Below are 21,187 nucleotides of genomic sequence, written 5' to 3'. Positions count from 1 at the left end.
TACATTCCGAACCCGGAAGCTAAGCTCTTCAGCGCCGATGGTACTGCACGGGGGACCGTGTGGGAGAGTAGGACGCCGCCGAACAAAATGTGAGGGCCTCGGTTCCTGAGTTTCGACTCGGGAACCGGGGCCCTTTTCTGCGTTGAGGTTGTATCGGCCGTACTGCCAGTATCGGTAGATGGTGTACAAGGCCAGGACCACACGGGCCGAGGAATGGCCACTCCTCAAGGAGCTGAGACTACAGGCTCTCGCCGATCCTGTGGCGTCCGTGGCTTTTCATGATCGGTACGAGACGGTCGCCGCTTACCCGGACAGCACCTGGCAGCAACGTGCCGCTGCTGGTGAGGGCCATGGGAACGGGGCGACGTTCGTCGGTGAGACCCCTGAGGGACGATGGGGCGGAATGGTGGTCGTCCTGCTCAAGGCCGACCGGTACGCCCACATTGTGGGCGTCTATGTGCGCCCAGAGCACCGTGGTACCGGGTTGGCGACGCAACTCTTCGAGGCGGCCGCCGAGTGGGCCTGGGCTCGTCCAGGGATTCGAGGCCTGCGGCTGTGCGTGCACAAGGACAATTCCCGAGCCGAGGCCTTCTACCGCCGTCAGGGTTTCCGAACCGTAGGAATGACTGACCCCGATCCCCAGGGGTCGGGCTTCCTGGCGTATGAGATGGAACTGGCCCGACCCCAGTGAGTGGGAGTTCCGTGGACGGATCCGGCGGAGCGGGTCAGAGACGGCCTGCGGCCTTGAGCGCCAGGTAGGTGTCGGCCAGGGCGGGAGCCAACGCGGTCGGGACGGCGTCCACGACCGTGACACCGTGGCGTCGGAGCCGGGCCGCCGTGTGCCGGCGCTCGGCCTGGGACTGGGCGGCGGCAGCGGCCTCGTAGACACCGTCGAGCGTGCCCCGGGCGGCGGCCATCTCCTCGATGCGCGGATCGGCGACCGATGCGACCACGACCGTGTGGCGCTGGGTGAGGAGGGGGAGCACCGGAAGCAGGCCCTCTTCCACAGGGGAGGGGTCGAGGCCGGTGATCAGGACGACGAGTGAGTGCTGGGGAGCGTTGCGGAGAACGGCTGCGGCCATGCCCCGCGCGTCCGACTCGACCAGGGCCGGTTCGAGGGTGGCCATGGCCGTGACCAGAGCCGGCAGCAGGTCGTGGGCGGTGCGGCCCCGGACGGCGGCGCGCACCTGGCGGTCGTAGGCCAGGAGGTCGAAGCGGTCGCCCGCGCGGGCCGCGAGAGCGGCCAGCAGCAGGGTGGCGTCCATCGCGGCGTCGAGACGCGGGACATCGCCGACGCGGCCGGCCGAGGTGCGGCCGGTGTCGAGAACGGTCAGGATGCGGCGGTCGCGCTCGGGCCGCCAGGTGCGGACGGCGACGTTGCTCTGGCGGGCGGTGGCACGCCAGTCGATGGAGCGGGTGTCGTCTCCCGGGATGTACTCGCGGAGACTGTCGAACTCGGTGCCCTGGCCCCGGGTGAGGACGCTGGTGCGCCCGTCGAGTTCGCGGAGGCGGGAGAGCCGTGCGGGCAGGTGTTTGCGGCTGGTGAAGGGCGGCAGGACACGCACCGTCCAGGGGACGGAGTGGCTGCCCTGGCGGGCGGCGAGGCCGAGCGGGCCGTATGACCGTACGGTGACGCGGGCCGCCTGGTGGTCGCCGCGGCGGGTCGGACGCAGTTGTGTGGTGACGCGGCGGAGCTCGCCCGCGGGGACGGTCAGCCGGTGCCGGGAGGCTTCGACTTCGGAGCCCGGGGGCCAGGCGCTGGGGGGCCAGGCGTCGCGGAGGTGAGCGCGAAGCCGGCGCCCTGAGGGGTTGGCAATGGTGAGGTGCACCTGGGCGAGTTCACCGAGTCGAACTGATGTGTCACCGGAACGGGTGAAAAGGAGCTTTCGGACTGGTGCCGCGCGTCCCAGGTCGTACAGAATTGCGAGCAGCAGGGGGAGTTCGACGGCGAGTAGTCCGGCCCAGCCGGGAAGCAGGAAACCGACGAGGAGCGCGCCGAGAGCGGCAATGAGGGCTGTTCGTCCGGTGAGAGCCATCGGTCAGTTCACGCCACCTCAGCGGGGTACGGGGACGTGGGCGAGGAGCGAGGTGATCACGCTGTCCGCGGTGACGCCCTCCATCTCGGCCTCGGGTCGCAGTTGGATGCGGTGCCGCAGGGTGGGCAGGGCCAGGGCTTTCACGTCGTCGGGGGTCACGTAGTCGCGTCCGGTGAGCCAGGCCCAGGCGCGTGCGGTCGAGAGCAGGGCAGTGGCGCCGCGGGGTGAGGCGCCCAGGGAGAGCGAGGGGGATTCACGGGTGGCACGACAGATATCCACGACGTAGCCGGCGACTTCGGCGGAGACGGAGGTCTTGGCGACCGCGGCGCGGGCCGCGTCGAGTTCGGCGGGACCGGCGACGCGCCGCACTCCGGCGGCGTCGAGGTCACGGGGATCGAAGCCCTCGGCGTGCCGGGTGAGGACCTTGACCTCCTCCTCCCGCGAGGGCAGCGGGATCTGCAACTTGAGCAGAAAACGGTCGAGTTGAGCTTCGGGAAGGGGGTACGTGCCCTCGTACTCGACCGGGTTCTGGGTGGCGGCCACCAGGAAGGGGTCGGGGAGCTTGCGCGCGGTGCCCTCGACGGAGACCTGCCGCTCCTCCATGGCTTCGAGCAGGGACGCCTGGGTCTTGGGAGGGGTGCGGTTGATCTCGTCGGCGAGGAGGAGGTTGGTGAAGACCGGCCCGGGCTGGAAGGAGAACTCGGCCGTCCGGTTGTCGTAGATGAGCGAGCCGGTGACGTCGCTCGGCATCAGGTCAGGGGTGAACTGAACACGTTTGGTGTCGAGGTCGAGCGTGGCGGCCAGGGCACGGACGAGGAGGGTCTTGGCGACGCCGGGGACGCCCTCCAGCAGCACGTGTCCGCGGCAGAGCAAGGCGACGACAAGTCCGGTGACGGCGGCGTCCTGGCCGACCACGGCCTTGGAGATCTCACTGCGCAGGGCCTCGAGGGCGGCGCGGGCGCTGTCTGCGGAGGGGGCGCTCACGAGGTGCGGTCCTTGTCTCTCGGAGATGGGGTGATGCGGTGTTCGAGGCGATCGAGGTCGTCGGCCAGCCGGACGAGCGCGTCGTCGTCGGCGGGGGCCGGACCGAAGAGGAGGGCGCGCACATGGGTGGCGCTGTCACCGCCCAACTGGGCGGCGACGGCCGGACACAGGGCCTCGGGGACATGGGCCTGTGAGGCGGGGACTCCGGTGAGGGGGGCGAGCCGGGCGCGAGCGGCGGAGCGCAGTGCGTCGGCGGCACGGTCGCGTGCGTTCGCCTGGCGGTAGAGGCGGGCGCGGCCTTCGGTGGACTCGGACGCCGGGACGGCCACGGGCAGTCGTTCCGGGACGAGGGGTCCGAGCCGCCTGGCGCGCCACAGGGCGGCGAGGACCGCGGCGACGGCGAGCTGGAGGGCTCCCCACTTCCAGCCGGAGGGGATGAGGTCGAAGAAGCTCTCGTTGCCGCTGTCGATGGCGGCGTCGTCCAGGGAGGGGAGGTACCAGACCAGATGGGGGCGGGAACCGAGGAGCTGCAGGACGAGCGAGGCGTTGCCGTGTTCGTCGAGGCGGTCGTTGTACAGCAGGTCCGGGGCGCCGAGCAGCACGGTGTCGCCGTCGCCGGACTCTCCGGGCAGCCGGAGCAGGGTGGGCAGTTCCCCGCTGGGATAGCAGGCGTCGACGGTGGCGGCGGAAGTGGTGTAGGTGATGCCGCCGAGGTCGGCGTTGCCCGCACGCTGGGCGTAGGGGGCGTCGCAGGCCGGCGGAAGCGGGCGTACGGACGCGGATCCGACGGCGCGTACGCCCGGGGCGATGACGTCCAGCGAGACGGGACCGGGGGCCAGCAGGACGGTACGGCCCCCGCTGCCGGAGGTCGCGGCGCGCAGTGCCGACTGCTGGCGGGCGCTCAGCAGGTCGGGGTTGGTCACCAGCAGCGTGGTGTCGGGGCCCACCGCTCCGGTGGCCTCGGCGAGGGTGGTGGCGACGGTGGTGTCCACGCCGCGGCCGGCGAGGAGTTCGGCGGTGGCGCGGCTGCCGTAGCGGTCGGCGGAGCGCGGGTCGAGCCGGCCGTACTGCTCGCCGGAACGCACGGCGGCGATGATCAGCCCGGCCAGGGCCAGGACGGCCGCGGCCAGCAGCAGGCCGCGGACACGGCTCCACAACTGACGGGAGGTGGGCGAGACCGAGGTCGCCGGGGCGGGGGCGGGCGGGGCGGCCGTCATGAGGTGCCTCCGCCCGGGGGCGCGGCGCTGGACCGTTCCCCGACCAGTCGGGGCCTGCTGTTCCGGACGGCGTCGTCCAGGTCGCGCAGATGGAGGTACGCGGCCCGGTCGGCCGGGCGGGCGGCGTATGTGACCTCGTCGAAGGCGGTGGCGGCGGCACGCAGCGCCGCGGTGTGCTGGGGGAGGGCACGGGCGGCCTCGGTGGCGGCCTCGTCGGCGGTGCGGCCGGGGCGCGGATCGAGCAGGGCGCGCTCCTCCAGGGAGCGGACGAGGGCCCGCATCCGCTCTTGGAGGGCCTCGCTCCAGCGGCCGGCGGCCGCGTGCCGCTCGGCCTCGGCCCGGTGCGCGGCGGCACTGCGCGGGCGGTCGTCGAAGAGTTCGCCGTGCCCGCCCGTGGCGGGAGTCCGGCGCAGCGCGCCCATGCGCAGGCGCAGGGCGACGAGCAGCAGTACGACGAGCAGGGTGATGACCACGAGGCCGACCCAGCCGCCGGGGGTGCCCCCGGCGGCGGTGTCGAGGAGGTCGCCGACCCGGTCCCACACCCAGTCGAGCAGGCGCCGCAGCAGGCTCGGGTCGTTCTCGTGGTACATCGGCTTGGACAGCTCGTCCTCGGCGGCCTCGCGCGCCGGGTCGCGAGGGACCGTCACCGGCACCTCGTCCTCGGAGCGCGCGGCGAGCGGGGTCTCCCTCGCCGCCGCGCCCTTCCCCGTGGCGCCCCTCACCACATCAGTCCCCCGGCGCGGCGTCGCCGGGGCGCTCGTAGCCGGGAACGCCCGCGGCGCGGGCGAGTTCCAGGTCGAGAGCCTCGCGGCGGATGCGCTGGTCCATGTAGAGGAGGGCGGTGACGCCCGCGCTCAGCGGGAGGGTGATGGTGGAGGCGAGCACCGCGCCGACCCCCAGGACGGCCAGGTACGTCCAGGACATCTCGACGGCTCCTCCGGTCAGGAAGCCGTCCAGGCCGTCACCGCCGAGGACGGGGGCCAGCAGGGAGGCGGGAAGCTGGATGATCATCCCGACCATGGAGGCCAGCACCACCGTGAGGAGCTGGATGCCGAAGACCCGCCACCAGGAGTTCCGCACCAGTTTGGCGGAGCGGCGCAGGGCGGCGAACACGCCCTGCCGCTCCAGCATCAGCGCGGGCGCGGAGAGGCAGTAGCGGACCCACAGCCACACGGCGGCCACGACGCCGGCGAAGCCGCCCAGGAGGCCGAGGGCTATCCCGCCCGCCCCCGAGCCCCCGGCGGCGAGCAGGAAGCCGGGCAGGAGTCCCAGGAGGATCGCGCCGATCACGAGCAGCAGCACCAGCAGCGTCAGACCGAGCAGGCGCAGCAGCTGGGGCCGGGACTCCCGCCAGGCCTCCCCGATGGAGACCGGGCGGCCCAGGACGGCGCGGCTGACCACCACCGTGAGCATCGCCGTGGCGATGACCGTGCCGACCAGGGCGGCCAGCACCTCGACGCTCAGGGTGTTCAGCGTGCCGTTGAGGGCGTCCCGCAGGTCCTCGGCGGTGGGCTCGGCCTCGGTCTGCAGGGCCTGGAAGCCGCTGTTGTCCCGCAGCCACACGCCGGTGGCGATGGTGGACGCGAGCTGGATCATGACCGCGACGGCGAGCGAGATGCCCAGGGCCGTACGCCAGTGGGCGCGCGCGGTGGAGACGGCCCCGTCCAGGATCTCGCCGACGCCCAGGGGGCGGAGCGGGATGACGCCGGGTTTGGCGGCGGGCGGCTGGTTCCAGTTGCCCCAGCCGGGCCGGCCCGGCGGCGGGGGAGGAGGCGCGCCCCAGCCCTGTGGGGCGGGCGGCGGCTGCTGTGCCGACCAGTTCGCGGGCGGCTGTTCCGCGGGGGGCCTGCCGGTGTGCGCCGCGTCGGTGGGCTGTCCGGCGGTGTCGCCGCCGGACGCGCCGCCGCCGGATGCGCTCCTACCGGAGGCGGGAGGAGGATCGGAGGGGGAGGATCCGGGCGAGGCCCAGCCCGGAGAGTCACTCACTGCAGTTCACCTCGTGTTCTCGCGGCCCGTCCGTGGGATGTGTCGGCTGGTCTGGCAGCCATCGTGCCACGGGCCGCTCCGGAACGTAGCGGCCCCGGCGGTCCGGGCTGCCTCCGACTGGATGGTTGAGAGAAGGGGCAGACTGTTCGAATGGCTGACCAGAATGAGGAGCGAGTCACGGCATCGGCTCCCGACGACGCACCGGTCTCCGTTCCCGCCCTGCGCTGGGAGGAACCCCCCGAGGGGCCGGTGGTGGTGTTGCTCGACCAGACCCGGCTGCCGGTCGAGGAGGTCGAACTCGTCTGCACGGACGTCCACGCGCTGGTGGAGGCGATCCGTGCGCTCGCGGTGCGCGGGGCGCCGCTGCTGGGGCTGGCGGGTGCGTACGGCGTCGCGCTGGCCGCCGCCCGCGGGTACGACGTGACCGACGCCGCCGAGCTCCTCAGGCACGCCCGGCCGACCGCGGTCAACCTCGAGTACGGGGTGCGGCGGGCCGAGCGGGCGTACCGGGCGGCGGTCGACGGCGGGGCGGACCACGAACGGGCGGTCGCCGCGACGCTCGCCGAGGCCCGGGCGCTGCACCGGGAGGACGCCGAGGCGAGCGACCGGATGGCCGAGCACGGTCTGGCGCTGCTGGGCGAGCTGCTGCCGGGCGGCGGTTACCGCATCCTCACCCACTGCAACACCGGGGCGCTGGTGTCCGGTGGCGGCGGCACCGCCTTCGGGGTCGTGCGGGCCGCACACCGGGCCGGGGAGCTGCGCAGGCTGTGGGTGGACGAGACCCGGCCGCTGCTCCAGGGGGCGCGGCTGACGGCGTACGAGGCGGCCCGGGAGGGCATGGCGTACACCCTGCTCACGGACAGCGCGGCCGGTTCGCTGTTCGCGGCCGGCGAGGTCGACGCGGTGCTGATCGGCGCGGACCGGATCGCGGCCGACGGCTCGGTGGCGAACAAGGTGGGCAGTTATCCGCTGGCGGTACTGGCCCGCTACCACCACGTTCCGTTCGTGGTGGTGGCGCCCGTGACCACGGTGGACCTCCGGACGGCCGACGGGGCCTCGATCGAGGTGGAGCAGCGGCCGGGCCACGAGGTCACGGAGTTCGCGTCGCCGTCCGTGCCGGGAGCCGGGATGGAGGCGGGCAGCGGCATCCCGGTGGCCCCGCTGGGCGCGCAGGCGTACAACCCGGCCTTCGACATCACCCCGGCGGAGCTGGTCACGGCGATCGTCACCGAGCGCGGCGTGGTCTCGCCGGTCACCGGTGACGCACTGGCCGAGCTGTGTGCGCCGTCACCGTCGTCTTCGGGAAAGTCACGATCGGGTAATGGGATGATGAGAGCATGAAGGGACGTGTCCTGGTCGTCGACGACGACACCGCACTGGCAGAGATGCTCGGCATCGTGCTGCGTGGCGAAGGCTTCGAACCGTCGTTCGTGTCGGACGGCGACAAGGCCCTCGCCGCCTTCCGCGAGACCAAGCCCGACCTCGTGCTGCTCGACCTGATGCTGCCCGGGCGGGACGGCATCGAGGTGTGCCGGCAGATTCGTGCCGAGTCCGGGGTGCCGGTCGTCATGCTCACCGCCAAGAGCGACACCGTGGACGTGGTGGTGGGGCTGGAGTCCGGCGCCGACGACTACGTCGTCAAGCCGTTCAAGCCGAAGGAGCTGGTGGCCCGGATCCGGGCACGGCTGCGGCGCTCGGAGGAGCCCGCTCCCGAGCAGCTCACCATCGGCGACCTGGTCATCGACGTGGCGGGACACTCCGTGAAGCGCGACGGGCAGTCCATCGCGCTGACCCCCCTGGAGTTCGACCTGCTGGTGGCCCTCGCCCGCAAGCCGTGGCAGGTCTTCACCCGCGAGGTGCTGCTGGAGCAGGTGTGGGGTTACCGCCACGCGGCGGACACGCGGCTGGTCAACGTCCATGTGCAGCGGCTGCGCTCCAAGGTGGAGAAGGACCCGGAGCGGCCCGAGATCGTGGTGACCGTGCGTGGCGTGGGGTACAAGGCCGGACCCAGCTGACATGTGGCGCGGAGGTCGTTTCCTCCCCGACGGGTTGCTGTCAGAGGGGGCGACGGGCAGCCGGGCGCATCCCGTGTTCCGGATGTTCGTCCGCTGGGTGCGCCGCCCGCTGCTGGCCGTGGCCCGGCTGTGGCGGCGCAACATCCAGCTCCGGGTGGTGGCCGCCACGCTGCTGATGTCGCTGGCCGTCGTCCTGCTGCTCGGCCTGGTCGTCATCGGGCAGGTCCGCAACGGGCTGCTGGAGGCCAAACGGCAGGCCGCGCAGAGCCAGGCCGCCGGAGGGTTCGCGGTGGCCGAGCAGATGGCCGACGCCGCGGCCGACGGCGGTGCGGAGGGGGAGGCCGGGAACGGCCGCCGGGGCGTCCAGGACACCGGCACCTGGCTGAACAACCTGGTGATGCAGCTGGCCAGCGGCGGCCAGGGCGTCTACTACCTGGTGGCGCTCAGCTCCGAGGAGGACGGCGGCACCTTCGGCTCGGACGAGGGCACCGGCACGCACGGGCCGCGCGCCTCCGGCGAGGTGCGTCCCGAGGAGAGCGTGTCGGCGGAGCTGCGCGAGGCGCTGGACGAGAGTCCGGACACCCACGAGCAGTACGGGAAGGTCGTCCGGACCGACGGCCGGACCGAGGCCGCGCTGGTCATAGGGAAGCGGCTCAACGACCCGAACGGCGACCCGTACCAGCTCTACTACCTCTTCCCGTTCGAGCAGGAGGAGAAGTCCCTCAGCCTGGTGAAGGGGACGCTCGCCACCGCCGGGGTCTTCGTGGTGGTGCTGCTGGGCGCCATCGCCTGGCTCGTGGTGCGCCAGGTCGTCACCCCCGTGCGGATGGCCGCCAGGATCTCCGAGCGGCTGGCCGCCGGACGCCTCCAGGAGCGGATGAAGGTCGCCGGCGAGGACGACATCGCGCGGCTGGGCGAGTCGTTCAACAAGATGGCGAAGAACCTCCAGTTGAAGATCCAGCAACTGGAGGAGCTCTCCCGGATGCAGCGGCGCTTCGTCTCGGACGTCTCGCACGAGCTGCGCACTCCGGTGACCACGGTGCGGATGGCCGCGGACGTCATCTACGAGGCGCGCGACGAGTTCGACCCGGTGACGGCCCGCTCGGCCGAGTTGCTGCTGGGGCAGCTCGACCGCTTCGAGTCCCTGCTCGCCGACCTGCTGGAGATCAGCCGCTTCGACGCCGGGGCCGCCGCCCTGGAGGCCGAGCCGATCGACCTGCGCGACGTGGTCAGACGCGTCCTGGAGGGTGCCGAGCCGCTCGCCGAGCGCAAGGGCAGCCGCTTCCTGGTGTACGGCGACGAGCGGCCGGTGATGGCGGAGGCCGACGCCCGCCGCATCGAACGCGTGCTGCGCAACCTCGTCGTCAACGCCGTCGAGCACGGCGAGGGCCGGGACATCGTGGTCCGGCTCGCCACGGGTGACGGTGCCGTGGCCGTGGCCGTGCGCGACTACGGCGTCGGGCTCAAGCCCGGCGAGGCCACCCGGGTCTTCAACCGCTTCTGGCGGGCCGACCCCGCCCGGGCCCGCACCACCGGAGGCACCGGCCTGGGACTGTCCATCGCGGTCGAGGACGCCAGGCTGCACGGCGGCTGGCTGCAGGCCTGGGGCGAGCCCGGCGGCGGCTCGCAGTTCCGGTTGACCATTCCGCAGACCGCGGGCGGGCCCCTGCGCGGCTCGCCCATTCCCCTGGAGCCCGCCGACTCCCGCCGGCGGCGGGGACTGGAGGGTGCCCGGCCGGGCGGGCGCGCGGCGGTGCCGCCGTCCCGCGAGGCCGTGGAGGGCCGCCACGGGCCGTCGGAGGGCGGCGGGGTGGCGGCACCGCCGCGGGACGCGGACAGCGGGGACGGCGGGAACCACGGGAACGACGGGGACGGCGGCGGGCCGGAGGCACGCAGACGGATGACGGAGGAGCACGGACGGCATGGCGACCGGCACGGACGGCGCGGTGGCTGAGCGCCGCGGGGGCCGTACGGACCGCGGACGCGGCGGCCGTACGACGGGCCGCGAGGCGTTCCGCAGGGCCGCGGTGGTGCTCGGCGCCGTCGCCCTGCTGCTCACCGGCTGCGCGTCGATGCCCGCCGAGGGGGACGTGCGCCGGGTGAACCCCTCCCTCCGCGCCGACACCGACTCGCAGGTGCGGGTGTTCGGGGTGAGCCCGCAGAAGGGCGCGCAGCCGCCGCAGATCGTCCGCGGCTTCCTGGAGGCCACCACGAGCGACGAGCCGGACTTCACCACCGCCCGCGAGTACCTGACCGACAGGACGTCGGAGCGCTGGGATCCCTTCGCCCGCACGACGGTGCTCGACGGCGCGCCCAGCGTGCTCCTGCCGGGCAGCGGCCTCACCGGCGAGGCGGACACCGGCCACACGCTGGAGGTGACCGGCTCCACCGTCGCCCTGGTGGACAGCGAGCACGCCTACCGCCCCAGTGAGGGGACGTACCGGGAGACGTTCCACCTCGTCCGGGTCGACGGCGAGTGGCGGATCGACCGGCTGCCGGACGGGCTGGTGCTGGCCGAGTCCGACTTCCAGCGCATCTACCGGTCGGTCAACACCTACCACTACGCCGACCTCGGCCCGGACACCGGCGCGGTGGCGCGCGGCCGGGACGTCCTGGTCGCCGACCCCGTCTACCTGCGGCGCCGGATAGACCCGCTGACCGAGACGGTCAGGGCGCTGCTGGACGGGCCGACGGGCTGGCTGTCCCCGGTGGTGGCCTCGGCCTTCCCCGCCGACACGCGGCTCGCCCCGGGCGCACGGCTCTCCCTGGACGACTCCGGCGTGCTGACGGTGCCGCTGAGCAGGGGCAAGGCGGGCAAGCACGAGCGGCCGATCCTGGTGGACCGCGCCCAGTGCGCCCGGATGGCCGCACAGCTCCTGCACACCGTGGACGGCCAGGTCTCGGGCAGGATCGACCGCGTCCGGCTGACCGTCGGCCGGGGCGGCGGCGAGCTGTGCTCCCAGACCCGCGAACGGGCGCGGGCGTACGCGCCGGGGCGGCTGGCCGGCGACACGGGCCACGAGTACTTCATCGACGACCGGAACCGGCTGGCCACGGTGGTGGAGGGCACCGACCGGACCACGCCGGTCGTCGGCCCGTTCAGCAGCGGGCAGGTCCAGATGGGCACGGTTGCGGTGAGCCGGGACGAGCAGCGCGGCGCGGGCGTGTCGCTGGACGGCCGGGCGCTGTACGTCGCCCCGCTCTCCGCCGACGGCGGGCCCGGCGAACCGGTGCTGATCAGCGAGGCGGTGAACGAGCGGGACCGGCTGACGTCCCCCAGTTGGGACGGGCTGGGCGATCTGTGGGTGGCCGACCGCGACCCGGACGAGCCCCGGCTGCTGCGGCTGCGCGAGGGCCGGGGGGAGCCGGAGGCGGTCGAGGTGGTCGGCCTGGGCGGGAGCCGGATCGAGGCGCTGCGGGTCTCCTCGGACGGCGTGCGGATAGCGCTGCTGACCAGCGAGGACGGCCGTACGACGCTCCAGCTCGGGCGCATCGAGCGGAAGGACGCCGACGGCGGCGCGTCCAGGGCGACCGTGGAGGGCCTGCGGTCGATCGCCCCGCAGATGGAGGACGTGGTGGACGCGTCCTGGGCGGGGGACAGCAGGCTGGTGGTCGTGGGCCGGGAGTCGGGCGGCGTGCAGCAGCTTCGGTACACGGCGACGGACGGTTCGCCGGCGAGCCCCTCCACACTGCCCGGCCTCAACGAGGTGACCGGGGTGGCGGCCTCGGAGAACGAGGAGGAACCGCTGCTGGCCGACACCAAGGAGGGCATCGCCCGGCTCTCGCGCGACGACTGGGAGCTGGTCACGGAGGAGGGGGCGAAGCCCGCCTACCCGGGGTAGCCGTCCCGGTCCCGGGGTAGCCATCCCGGCATGCGGGGATGGTGGCGGGAACTGGCCGATCTGGTGCTGCCGACGGACTGCGCCGGGTGCGGGCTGCCGCGCGCCGGCCTGTGCGCGCGGTGCCGGGAGCTGCTGCGCGGGGCGCGTGCGCGGCGGGTGCGTCCCCGGCCCGCGCCTCCCGGCCTGCCGCCGGTGTACGCGGCTCTGGCGTACGCCGACGAGGCGCGGGCCGTGCTGCTCGCGCACAAGGAGCGCGGCGCGCTGCGGCTGGCGGCCCCGCTGGGAGGCGTGCTGGCCGGGGCCGTACGGGCGGCCGCGGGCGCCGCGGGACCGGCCGCGGCCGGAGGGCCGCTGCTGCTGGTGCCGGTGCCCTCCGCGCGGCGGGCGGTGGCGGCGCGCGGCCACGACCCGGTGCGGCGGACCGCCCTGGCGGCGGCCGGGGAGCTGAGACGCGGCGGGCGGCCCGCGCGGGTGCTTCCGGTGCTGCGGCAGCGCCGGTTCGTGGCCGACCAGTCGGGGCTGACCGCCGGGCAGCGGTGGGCCAACCTGGCCGGGGCGCTGGGCACGGTGGCCGGAGCGGAGCGGTTGCTGGGGGACGGCCCGGTGGTCGTGGTGGACGACCTGGTGACCACGGGCGCCTCGCTCGCGGAGGCGGCGCGGGCGCTGGCCGGGGCGGGCGGCTCCGTGGCCGGCGCGGCGGTGGTCGCGGCGGCGGAATCCAGCGTTCCCTGAGGGGCCGGAGCGTCCGCCGGTGCCGCGTGGGGCGGAACCGACAGGGAAAGCGTCTCGTTGCGGGTGATGGGGGCGAGGATGCACCCGATCGGAGGTACGTGCCGGTAGGGGGTGTCGAGCGCCCCTCAGGAGAGGTACGTTCGGTTGTGAGGAATGGCGAAAGCTGTTCCGTACAGCGGGACATGTGCGCTATCAGGCGTTTGCCCGGCTTTGCTGGCCACCCTTTCCGTCGGGGGAGGGTGGCGATCTTCCCGGCGGGGGAGGAGGAGGTGAAAGTCGCAACCCGACGTAGCGCCGGACGGTGACCGATAGTCACCGACACCATCCGGCTCAGTGCACAAAGGGCGTGCCCCGCGCTCTGTTCCGCGGAGCCGCCCGGGAACGGAGTTCTGCGTGGACATCGTCGTCAAGGGCCGTAAGACAGAGGTGCCGGAGCGATTCCGCAAGCACGTGGTCGACAAGCTCAAGCTGGAGAAGATCCAGAAGATCGACGCCAAGGCGATCCGCCTCGACGTCGAGGTGTCCAAGGAGCACAATCCCCGCCAGGCCGACCGGTCCGACCGCGTGGAGATCACTCTGCGCTCCCGGGGGCCGGTGATCCGGGCCGAGGCGGCGGCTGCCGATCCGTACGCGGCGCTGGACCTCGCCACGGAGAAGCTGGAAACGCGGTTGCGCAAGCAGCACGACAAGCGGGTCTGCGCACGGAAGGGGAACGGTCACCACCGGATTCCGGCGCGCGACGTGGCCGTGACCGTACCGAACGCGGCGCGGATCGGCGAGGACGGCCACCTCGGACCCCAGCGGACGGCGGAGGAGGAGCGTCCGCCCACCACCAGGATCGGACCGCTGGAGGTACAGGGGGAGGGACCGCTGGTGGTGCGCGAGAAGACCCACTCCGCGGCCCCGATGTCCCTGGACCAGGCCCTCTACGAGATGGAGTTGGTCGGGCATGACTTCTACCTGTTCGTCGACTCCGAGACCAAGCTGCCGAGCGTCGTCTACCGGCGGCACGGCTACGACTACGGCGTCATCCATCTGGAACCCGATCCGTTCGTCGAGAAGGCACCGCACGGCGCCGGAGGCGCCCTCGGTGGCTGAGAACAGTCGCTGACACAGTGCACCGCCCCCGCCCCCAGTCGATTGAGGAATTCGGCCGGGGGCGGGGGCATGGAATCATGGCTGCACGCCCAACCGGCGCCCTGCATCGGCCGGTTGGTGCCGCGTAGCCTGGCTGCAGGGGGAGGAACGATGGCGGACAGCTTCGGGCCCGTGACGCCCGGCGCGCACGACGGCGGCAGCACCGCCTCCGCGGGCGCGCGGGGACACGAACCGCGCAAGGAGCCCATCCGGGTCCTGGTCGTCGACGATCACGCCCTCTTCCGACGCGGGTTGGAGATCGTCCTGGCGCAGGAGGAGGACATCGAGGTCGTCGGCGAGGCGGGCGACGGCGCCGAGGCGGTGGAGAAGGCCGCGGACCTGCTGCCCGACATCGTGCTGATGGACGTGCGGATGCCCCGGCGCGGTGGCATCGAGGCGTGCACCTCGATCAAGGAGGTGGCCCCCAGCGCGAAGATCATCATGCTGACGATCAGCGACGAGGAGGCCGACCTCTACGACGCGATCAAGGCGGGGGCCACCGGCTACCTGCTGAAGGAGATCTCCACCGACGAGGTCTCCACCGCGATCCGCGCGGTCGCCGACGGACAGTCCCAGATCAGCCCGTCGATGGCGGCGAAACTGCTCACCGAGTTCAAGTCGATGATCCAGCGCACCGACGAGCGGCGCCTGGTCCCCGCGCCCCGCCTCACCGACCGGGAGCTGGAGGTGCTCAAGCTCGTCGCCACCGGCATGAACAACCGGGACATCGCCAAGGAACTCTTCATCAGCGAGAACACCGTGAAGAACCACGTCCGCAACATCCTGGAGAAGCTCCAGCTCCACTCCCGGATGGAGGCCGTGGTCTACGCGATGCGGGAGAAGATCCTCGAGATCAGGTGAGGCGGCGCCGGCCCGCGCGAGGCGGTGCCGTCAGGACGCCAGGGCGGCGGTGAGGGCCGCGGCCAGCTCCGGATCGTCGCAGCGCTCGACGCGGACCGCGTCGCAGCCCACCCAGCCCGCCGCCTCCCACAGCGCCCGCGCCATCGGCTCCACCGCCCCGCGCCCCGCCATCGACACCTGCCGCGCCACCAGGGTCCGCCCCTCGCGCGCCGGGTCGACCCTGCCCAGCAGCCGTCCCCCCGACAGCAGCGGCATCGCGAAGTAGCCGTGTACCCGCCTGGCCCGGGGGACGTACGCCTCCAGCCGGTGGGTGAAGCCGAAGATCCGCTCGGTGCGCTTGCGGTCCCAGATCAGCGAGTCGAACGGCGACAGCAGCGTCGTGCGGTGCCGGGCCCGGCCGGCCGCGGACTCGGCCTCCAGCGCCGCCGGGTCCGCCCAGGCCGGCCTGCCCCAGCCCTCGACCTCCACCGGCACCAGGCCGGTGTCCGCCACCACCGCGTCGACCTGCTCGCCCTTCAACCGGTGGTAATCGGCCAGATCCGCGCGGGTGGCCACCCCCATCGCCGCACCCGCCTGGGCGACCAGCCGCCGCAGGCACTCCCGGTCGGTCAGGTCGTCGTGCAGCAGCTCGCCGGGGATCGCGCGCTCGGCCAGGTCGTACACCCGCTTCCAGCCGCGCCGCTCGGTGCAGACCACCTCGCCGATGTCGAGCAGCCACTCCACCGCGATCTTCGTCTCGGACCAGTCGTACCACTCGCCGCCGTTCTTCGCGCCGCCCAGCTCGGTGGCGGTCAGCGGGCCGTCGGCCTTCAGCCGGTCCCGCACGGCGGCGCAGGAGCGCTCGGAGTCCTCCAGCCGGTGCCAGCGGTGGCCCCTCGCCCGGTACGCCCGGCGCCGGAAGGCGAAGTGCGGCCACTCCTCGACGGGCAGGATGCAGGCGGCGTGCGACCAGTACTCGAAGGCGTGCCCGCCCGTCCAGTACGCCGCCTCCACCGTCCCGCGGCCGACCGCGCCCAGCCTCGCGTACGGCACCAGCTCGTGCGAGCGGGCCAGCACCGAGATGGTGTCCAGTTGTACGGCCCCGAGGCGGCGCAGGACGCCCCGCACCCCGGCCCGGCGGTCCGGTGCGCCCAGCAGCCCCTGCGCGCGCAGCGCGATCCGGCGGGCCTCGTCGGTGGAGAGGGAGAGTGTGACGGTGGTCATGCGCCGACGATAGAGGTCCCCGCCGACAGCGGAACCCCGGCCCCGCTCCCGCCGGCCCCGCGCCGCCTGCCGTGCCCCCGCCGCGCTACGGCGCCGGAAGGTACGGCGCGCCCGACGGCCGCCCCCAGTCCGACGGCAGCAGCGAGGCCACCCACGCGTCCCGCCGGGTGCCCCGGAACGGTATCCGCGCCCGCAGGGTGCCCTCCATGACGAAGCCCAGCCGCAGCGCCACCGCCCGCGACGCGGTGTTCCCGGCCTCGGCGTACCACTCCAGCCGCTCCGCCCCCAGCTCCGCGAAGGCCCAGTCGATCACCGCCCGGGCGGCCTCCACGGTGTAGCCGCGGCGGCGCTGCTCCCTGGCCGTCCAGTAGCCCAGCTCCGCCCGGCGCTCGGGGGTGCGCAACTGCGCGGCCCGCACCAGGCCCATGGAGCCGACCAGGGCGCCGTCCCGGGTGAAGACGCCGAAGTTGTAGGCGGTGTCCTCGCGCCAGCCGGCCGGGGCGGCGCTCAGCACGAACTCCTGCGCGTGCCGCCGCTCGTACGGCTCGGGGAGGGTGGTCCAGCGCAGGACGTCCGGGTCCTGGCAGGCCGCGTGGACCGCCGGCACGTCCCGCGGCTCGAAGGGGCGCAGCAGGAGGCGCTCGGTGCTGAGGGTGACAGGTCGCATGGGGGTGATTGTGCCGGTCGTCCGATCGGGCGGAACCGGCACCTTCCGGCCCTCCGGCACGTTGGGGGGTACAGGGGCCGGTGCCCCTCGCATACGATGGCCGGTGCGGCAGGGCCCGAGGCAAGGAGGAGACCCGCCGCGCCAGCGCACCAGACCGTGCCAGGCCCGACCGGCAAGGAGCCAGCCTACGTGTCCGTCTTCGGCAAGATCATGCGTGCAGGTGAAGGCAAGATCCTGCGCAAGCTGCACCGCATCGCGGACCAGGTGTCGTCGATCGAGGAGGATTTCATCAACCTCTCCGACGCCGAGCTGCGGGCGCTCACGGACGAGTACAAGGAGCGCTTCGCCGACGGGGAGAGCCTCGACGACCTGCTGCCCGAGGCCTTCGCGACGGTCCGCGAGGCCGCCAAGCGCGTGCTCGGCCAGCGTCACTACGACGTGCAGATCATGGGTGGCGCCGCGCTGCACATGGGCCATGTCGCCGAGATGAAGACCGGTGAGGGCAAGACGCTCGTCGGCACCCTGCCGGCGTACCTCAACGCCCTGTCCGGCAAGGGCGTCCACCTGATCACGGTCAACGACTACCTGGCCCAGCGCGACTCCGAACTGATGGGCCGGGTCCACAAGTTCCTCGGTCTGACGGTCGGTTGCATCGTCGCCAACATGACCCCGGGGCAGCGCCGGGAGCAGTACGCCTGCGACATCACCTACGGCACCAACAACGAGTTCGGCTTCGACTACCTGCGCGACAACATGGCGTGGTCGAAGGACGAACTGGTGCAGCGCGGCCACAACTTCGCCATCGTCGACGAGGTCGACTCCATCCTGATCGACGAGGCCCGCACGCCGCTGATCATCTCCGGTCCGGCCGACCAGGCCACCAAGTGGTACGCCGACTTCGCCAAGCTGGTGCAGCGGCTGGACGGCGTGCTCATCCAGGAGGAGATGTTCAGCAGGCCCGACGAGAAGGTGGAGCTGGAGAAGCTCCGCGCCACGCACGACTACGAGTACAACCCGAAGAAGCGCACGGTCGCGATCCTGGACCGGGGCGTGGAGCGGATCGAGGACCTGCTCGGCATCGACAACTTCTACGAGGCGGCCAACACCCCGCTCATCGGCTACCTCAACAACGCCCTGAAGGCCAAGGAGCTCTACAAGCGGGACAAGGACTACGTCGTCATCGACGGCGAGGTCATGATCGTCGACGAGCACACCGGCCGCATCCTCGCCGGCCGCCGCTACAACGAGGGCATGCACCAGGCGATCGAGGCGAAGGAGGGGGTGGAGATCAAGGACGAGAACCAGACCCTCGCCACGATCACCCTCCAGAACTTCTTCCGCCTCTACGACAAGCTGTCGGGCATGACCGGTACGGCCATGACCGAGGCCGCCGAGTTCAACCAGATCTACAAGCTGGGCGTGGTGCCGATCCCGACCCACCGCCCGATGATCCGCAAGGACCAGCCCGACCTGATCTACCGCACCGAGGCGGCGAAGTTCGAGGCGGTGGTCGAGGACATCGTCGAGCGGCACAAGAAGGGCCAGCCGGTCCTGGTGGGCACCACCTCGGTCGAGAAGTCCGAGTACCTGTCGCAGCAGCTCAAGAAGCGCGGCGTGCCGCACGAGGTGCTCAACGCCAAGAACCACGAGCGCGAGGCCGCGATCGTCGCCCAGGCGGGTCGCAAGGGCGCCGTGACGGTCGCCACCAACATGGCCGGCCGCGGTACGGACATCATGCTCGGCGGCAACCCCAACAACATCGCCGAGTCGGAGCTGCGCGCCAAGGGCCTGGACCCGGTGGAGAACGCCGAGGAGTGGGCCGCCGCCCTGCCCGCGGCCCTGGAGCGGGCCAAGCAGGCGGTCGCGGAGGAGCACGACGAGGTCGTCAAGCTCGGCGGTCTCTACGTGCTGGGCACCGAGCGGCACGAGTCGCGCCGCATCGACAACCAGCTCCGCGGCCGCAGCGGCCGCCAGGGCGACCCGGGCGAGTCCCGCTTCTACCTCTCGCTCGGCGACGACCTGATGCGGCTGTTCAAGGCGCAGATGGTCGAGCGCGTGATGTCCATGGCCAACGTGCCCGACGACGTGCCGATCGAGAACAAGATGGTCACCCGCGCCATCGCCTCGGCGCAGTCGCAGGTCGAGCAGCAGAACTTCGAGATCCGCAAGAACGTCCTGAAGTACGACGAGGTCCTCAACCGGCAGCGCGAGGTCATCTACGGCGAGCGCCACCGCGTCCTGGAGGGCGAGGACCTGCACGAGCAGATCATCCACTTCATGGACGACACCATCGACGCCTACATCCAGGCGGAGACGGTCGAGGGCTTCGCGGAGGAGTGGGACCTGGAGCGGCTGTGGGGCGCCTTCAAGCAGCTCTACCCCGTGACGGTCACCATCGAGGAGCTGGAGGAGGCCGCCGGGGGCCGGGAGGGCCTGACGGCGGAGTTCATCGCCGAGGCCATCAAGGACGACATCCACGAGCGGTACCGGGAGCGCGAGGAGCAGCTCGGCTCGGAGATCATGCGGGAGCTGGAGCGCCGCGTGGTGCTCTCCGTCCTCGACCGCAAGTGGCGTGAGCACCTGTACGAGATGGACTACCTCCAGGAGGGCATCGGCCTGCGCGCCATGGCGCAGCGGGACCCGCTGGTGGAGTACCAGCGCGAGGGCTACGACATGTTCGTGGCGATGATGGAGGGCATCAAGGAGGAGTCCGTCGGCTACCTGTTCAACCTGGAGGTCCAGGTCGAGCAGCAGGTCGAGGAGGTGCCGGTCGAGGAGGTCAGGCCCGCCGCCTCCCCGGAGGAGGAGCCGCGGGAGGCTCCCGCCGCGGCACCGGCCGGGGTCGGCGGCGGAGCCCGTCCCGCGATCCGCGCCAAGGGCCTCGACGCCCCGCAGCGCCCGGACCGGCTGCACTTCTCCGCGCCGACGGTCGACGGCGAGGGCGGCGTCATCGAGGGCGACTTCACCAACGGCGACGAGGGCGGTCCGGTCCGCTCGCCCGCGGACGGCATGACGCGCGCGGAGCGCCGCAAGGCCCAGAAGGGCCGCCGCCGCAAGAAGTGACACGGCGGTCGCCGCCGCGGCACGGCGGCGACCGGTCGCCGGGCCGTTCGGGGCCGGGTGTCCCTCCGGGGCGCCCGGCCCCGCCGCGTTCACCGGACGGGCCCCTGCCGCGCCGCCTGCCGTGCCGGGGTCCGGGGCGCCGTGTCGAGTTCGACGGCCGAGCACAGCCAGCGGTGGTCGCGGGCCTGCTCCAGCCGGAAGGCCAGGGCGCGGAGCCGGTCGCCGGCGGCGATCCGGGCGAACGCCTCGATCGCTCCGGGACGGGGCTGGGCCCAGCCGACCTGCTGCACCACGGGGGCCGGGGCGCCCGCGGCCGGCCGCAGCGGGGTGTGCGGGGCCAGCCGGGCGAGCTGCTCGTACGCCGTGCCGCGGGCGTGGCCGAGCAGCAGGTGGACCGGTCGCTGGCCGCTGAGGACGAGCACCAGCCGGTGGGCGAACCAGTAGTGCGGCAGCCGGTCGCGTTCGCGCCGCCGGGCGGCGAGCACGGCCGAGCGGGACGGCCCGCGGGAGTCCCGGCGTGCAAGGTCCCGGCGTCCGGGCGGAGCGGTACGGCTGGTGGGCGGCATGGGGTCTCCCCGTCGTTCCTCGGGCACCGATCGTGCCTACTGGTCAGTAGCTTCGCCCCGGTTCTACTGAGGCGACCGCGGCGCGGCAACGACCGGCGAGGGCCGCCGGCGGGCCCCGCGCGATTCACCTATCCGGCGGACGGCGTGTACGGAGAATGACGCGCGGTGCCGCTGACCTGGGACGTCGGGCCGGAGGGCGAACACGGCGGAACCGGGACCGGAGGCGGTCGGCGCGTCCGGCCCGCCGTATGCTGTCGGGGCAGTCGGACCGGCCTTACACGAAAGCGGTAGCGATGCGCGTCTATGTCCCCCTGACCCTGCCCGGCCTCGCGGACGCGCACCGGAGGGGTGAGCTGGGCCCCGGCCCGCTGACCGCCTACGCGGTCACCCCCGGGCTGCGCGAGTGGTACGTCTCGGACGACATCGAGGAGCTGGAGTACGCCGCGCTCGGCCGCGCCGCGCAGGCGTCGCTGCGGCAACTGGCCGTCGACCCGGACGCCCCCCGGCGGCGGGTCGTGGTGGCCGTGGACGTGCCCGACCGGGAGGCGGTCGCCGACCCGGACCACAGCCTGGACCCGGCCGCGCTCGGCGAGGTGCGGATCGGGAAGGCCGTGCCGCTGGCCAGGGCCGCCGCCGTGCACGTCGACGGCGAGGACGCCGAGGCGGACGTCGCCGCGGCGGCGGACGCGCTGGGCGCGGCCGACCAGGGCGACGACGACGCCCGGTTCGTCGTGGACGGGGCGGACGACCACGAGCTGCTGTGGTACGCCACCCAGGAGATCGAAACCCTCCTGGAGGACCTCGGCTGACCGGCGCCCGCGCCCCGCCGGCCCCACCTCCCCGGCCCGCGCCGCCGACCCCGCGGCACCGGCTGTCAC

At 73.1% G+C, this 21,187-nt stretch carries 18 protein-coding genes and 1 rRNA gene; 11 read left to right on the top strand and 8 right to left on the bottom strand.

Going from position 1 to position 21,187, the window contains the following annotated elements; all coding sequences use genetic code 11:
- Together rrf and VE546_RS23325 are read left to right on the top strand one after the other, a co-directional pair.
- Positions 1 to 84: ribosomal RNA gene (rrf, locus tag VE546_RS23330) — 5S ribosomal RNA — on the top strand; the annotation flags it as partial.
- Between the two features lie 94 nt (positions 85 to 178).
- Entirely contained in the window at positions 179 to 691 is a 513-nt protein-coding gene (locus VE546_RS23325; protein WP_324925525.1) for an N-acetyltransferase, read from the top strand.
- Between the two features lie 34 nt (positions 692 to 725).
- Here the strand turns inward: VE546_RS23325 and VE546_RS23320 are convergent, their stop codons facing one another.
- From VE546_RS23320 to VE546_RS23300, 5 genes are read right to left on the bottom strand one after another with little or no spacing between them, the layout of a single operon-like run.
- Entirely contained in the window at positions 726 to 2,036 is a 1,311-nt protein-coding gene (locus tag VE546_RS23320; RefSeq protein ID WP_324925524.1) for a DUF58 domain-containing protein, read from the bottom strand.
- Positions 2,037 to 2,054: 18 nt separating this feature from the next.
- A complete protein-coding gene (locus VE546_RS23315) occupies positions 2,055 to 3,020 on the bottom strand; it encodes a MoxR family ATPase (protein WP_324925522.1) in 966 nt (321 codons plus the stop codon).
- Entirely contained in the window at positions 3,017 to 4,237 is a 1,221-nt protein-coding gene (locus VE546_RS23310) for a DUF4350 domain-containing protein (protein WP_324925520.1), read from the bottom strand. The genes VE546_RS23315 and VE546_RS23310 overlap by 4 nt, the downstream gene beginning before the upstream one ends.
- Positions 4,234 to 4,959, bottom strand: coding sequence for a DUF4129 domain-containing protein (locus VE546_RS23305; RefSeq protein WP_324925518.1), 726 nt, complete (start codon positions 4,957 to 4,959; stop codon positions 4,234 to 4,236). Before VE546_RS23305 ends, VE546_RS23310 begins: the two co-directional genes overlap by 4 nt.
- A gap of 4 nt (positions 4,960 to 4,963) precedes the next feature.
- The gene (locus tag VE546_RS23300; RefSeq protein ID WP_324925516.1) at positions 4,964 to 6,223 is read right to left on the bottom strand and encodes a DUF7544 domain-containing protein; all 1,260 of its coding nucleotides are present in this window, start codon (positions 6,221 to 6,223) and stop codon (positions 4,964 to 4,966) included.
- Positions 6,224 to 6,373: 150 nt separating this feature from the next.
- Here VE546_RS23300 and mtnA point away from each other — a divergent pair, with 150 nt between their 5' ends.
- The 7 genes from mtnA to VE546_RS23265 all read left to right on the top strand — a co-directional run bounded on the left by mtnA (position 6,374) and on the right by VE546_RS23265 (position 14,810).
- The gene (gene mtnA, locus VE546_RS23295; protein WP_324925514.1) at positions 6,374 to 7,564 is read left to right on the top strand and encodes an S-methyl-5-thioribose-1-phosphate isomerase; all 1,191 of its coding nucleotides are present in this window, start codon (positions 6,374 to 6,376) and stop codon (positions 7,562 to 7,564) included.
- On the top strand, positions 7,561 to 8,238 hold the full coding sequence (mtrA, locus tag VE546_RS23290; RefSeq protein ID WP_324925512.1) for a two-component system response regulator MtrA: 678 nt from the start codon (positions 7,561 to 7,563) through the stop codon (positions 8,236 to 8,238). The genes mtnA and mtrA overlap by 4 nt, the downstream gene beginning before the upstream one ends.
- Before the next feature lies 1 nt (position 8,239).
- Entirely contained in the window at positions 8,240 to 10,192 is a 1,953-nt protein-coding gene (gene mtrB / locus VE546_RS23285; RefSeq protein WP_324925510.1) for an MtrAB system histidine kinase MtrB, read from the top strand.
- Complete coding sequence (locus tag VE546_RS23280) at positions 10,161 to 12,080, top strand: LpqB family beta-propeller domain-containing protein (RefSeq protein ID WP_324925508.1); 1,920 nt, start codon at positions 10,161 to 10,163, stop codon at positions 12,078 to 12,080. The genes mtrB and VE546_RS23280 overlap by 32 nt, the downstream gene beginning before the upstream one ends.
- A gap of 30 nt (positions 12,081 to 12,110) precedes the next feature.
- The gene (locus VE546_RS23275; protein ID WP_324925507.1) at positions 12,111 to 12,812 is read left to right on the top strand and encodes a ComF family protein; all 702 of its coding nucleotides are present in this window, start codon (positions 12,111 to 12,113) and stop codon (positions 12,810 to 12,812) included.
- A gap of 393 nt (positions 12,813 to 13,205) precedes the next feature.
- Positions 13,206 to 13,910 (top strand): ribosome hibernation-promoting factor, HPF/YfiA family, encoded by a 705-nt coding sequence (gene hpf / locus VE546_RS23270; RefSeq protein WP_324925505.1) that lies wholly within the window; start codon positions 13,206 to 13,208, stop codon positions 13,908 to 13,910.
- Positions 13,911 to 14,060: 150 nt separating this feature from the next.
- Positions 14,061 to 14,810: a response regulator transcription factor gene (locus VE546_RS23265; RefSeq protein ID WP_324925503.1), complete on the top strand. Its 750-nt coding sequence runs from the start codon at positions 14,061 to 14,063 to the stop codon at positions 14,808 to 14,810.
- 30 nt (positions 14,811 to 14,840) lie between these two features.
- Here the strand turns inward: VE546_RS23265 and VE546_RS23260 are convergent, their stop codons facing one another.
- Positions 14,841 to 16,013 (bottom strand): winged helix-turn-helix domain-containing protein, encoded by a 1,173-nt coding sequence (locus VE546_RS23260; RefSeq protein ID WP_324925501.1) that lies wholly within the window; start codon positions 16,011 to 16,013, stop codon positions 14,841 to 14,843.
- 85 nt (positions 16,014 to 16,098) lie between these two features.
- Positions 16,099 to 16,680: a GNAT family N-acetyltransferase gene (locus VE546_RS23255; RefSeq protein WP_324925498.1), complete on the bottom strand. Its 582-nt coding sequence runs from the start codon at positions 16,678 to 16,680 to the stop codon at positions 16,099 to 16,101.
- Between the two features lie 189 nt (positions 16,681 to 16,869).
- Here VE546_RS23255 and secA point away from each other — a divergent pair, with 189 nt between their 5' ends.
- Positions 16,870 to 19,743, top strand: a complete 2,874-nt coding sequence (gene secA / locus VE546_RS23250) for a preprotein translocase subunit SecA (protein WP_324925496.1) — start codon at positions 16,870 to 16,872, stop codon at positions 19,741 to 19,743.
- An 89-nt stretch (positions 19,744 to 19,832) separates the two neighbouring features.
- On the opposite strand, the gene VE546_RS23245 is transcribed toward secA, so the two are convergent.
- Positions 19,833 to 20,309, bottom strand: coding sequence for an Rv3235 family protein (locus VE546_RS23245; protein ID WP_324925494.1), 477 nt, complete (start codon positions 20,307 to 20,309; stop codon positions 19,833 to 19,835).
- 293 nt (positions 20,310 to 20,602) lie between these two features.
- On the opposite strand from VE546_RS23245, the gene VE546_RS23240 reads away from it, so the two are divergent.
- Positions 20,603 to 21,118: a DUF6912 family protein gene (locus tag VE546_RS23240; RefSeq protein WP_324925492.1), complete on the top strand. Its 516-nt coding sequence runs from the start codon at positions 20,603 to 20,605 to the stop codon at positions 21,116 to 21,118.
- Positions 21,119 to 21,187 lie beyond the last annotated feature (69 nt).

The organism is Streptomyces sp., assembly GCF_035644915.1.
Lineage (GTDB): Bacteria > Actinomycetota > Actinomycetes > Streptomycetales > Streptomycetaceae > Streptomyces.
The sequence above is the reverse complement of the archived record's forward strand: the minus strand, read 5'-3'. Positions and strand labels throughout refer to the sequence as shown.

Excerpts from the sequence above, each read along its gene's own strand:
- VE546_RS23325 (WP_324925525.1), top strand. The coding sequence starts at position 179 with ATGGTGTACAAGGCCAGGACCACACGGGCCGAGGAATGGCCACTCCTC.
- VE546_RS23320 (WP_324925524.1), bottom strand. The coding sequence starts at position 2,036 with ATGGCTCTCACCGGACGAACAGCCCTCATTGCCGCTCTCGGCGCGCTC.
- VE546_RS23310 (WP_324925520.1), bottom strand. The coding sequence starts at position 4,237 with ATGACGGCCGCCCCGCCCGCCCCCGCCCCGGCGACCTCGGTCTCGCCC.
- mtnA (WP_324925514.1), top strand. The coding sequence starts at position 6,374 with ATGGCTGACCAGAATGAGGAGCGAGTCACGGCATCGGCTCCCGACGAC.
- mtrA (WP_324925512.1), top strand. The coding sequence starts at position 7,561 with ATGAAGGGACGTGTCCTGGTCGTCGACGACGACACCGCACTGGCAGAG.
- mtrB (WP_324925510.1), top strand. The coding sequence starts at position 8,240 with ATGTGGCGCGGAGGTCGTTTCCTCCCCGACGGGTTGCTGTCAGAGGGG.
- VE546_RS23280 (WP_324925508.1), top strand. The coding sequence starts at position 10,161 with ATGGCGACCGGCACGGACGGCGCGGTGGCTGAGCGCCGCGGGGGCCGT.
- VE546_RS23275 (WP_324925507.1), top strand. The coding sequence starts at position 12,111 with ATGCGGGGATGGTGGCGGGAACTGGCCGATCTGGTGCTGCCGACGGAC.
- VE546_RS23265 (WP_324925503.1), top strand. The coding sequence starts at position 14,061 with ATGGCGGACAGCTTCGGGCCCGTGACGCCCGGCGCGCACGACGGCGGC.
- VE546_RS23260 (WP_324925501.1), bottom strand. The coding sequence starts at position 16,013 with ATGACCACCGTCACACTCTCCCTCTCCACCGACGAGGCCCGCCGGATC.
- VE546_RS23255 (WP_324925498.1), bottom strand. The coding sequence starts at position 16,680 with ATGCGACCTGTCACCCTCAGCACCGAGCGCCTCCTGCTGCGCCCCTTC.
- VE546_RS23245 (WP_324925494.1), bottom strand. The coding sequence starts at position 20,309 with ATGCCGCCCACCAGCCGTACCGCTCCGCCCGGACGCCGGGACCTTGCA.
- VE546_RS23240 (WP_324925492.1), top strand. The coding sequence starts at position 20,603 with ATGCGCGTCTATGTCCCCCTGACCCTGCCCGGCCTCGCGGACGCGCAC.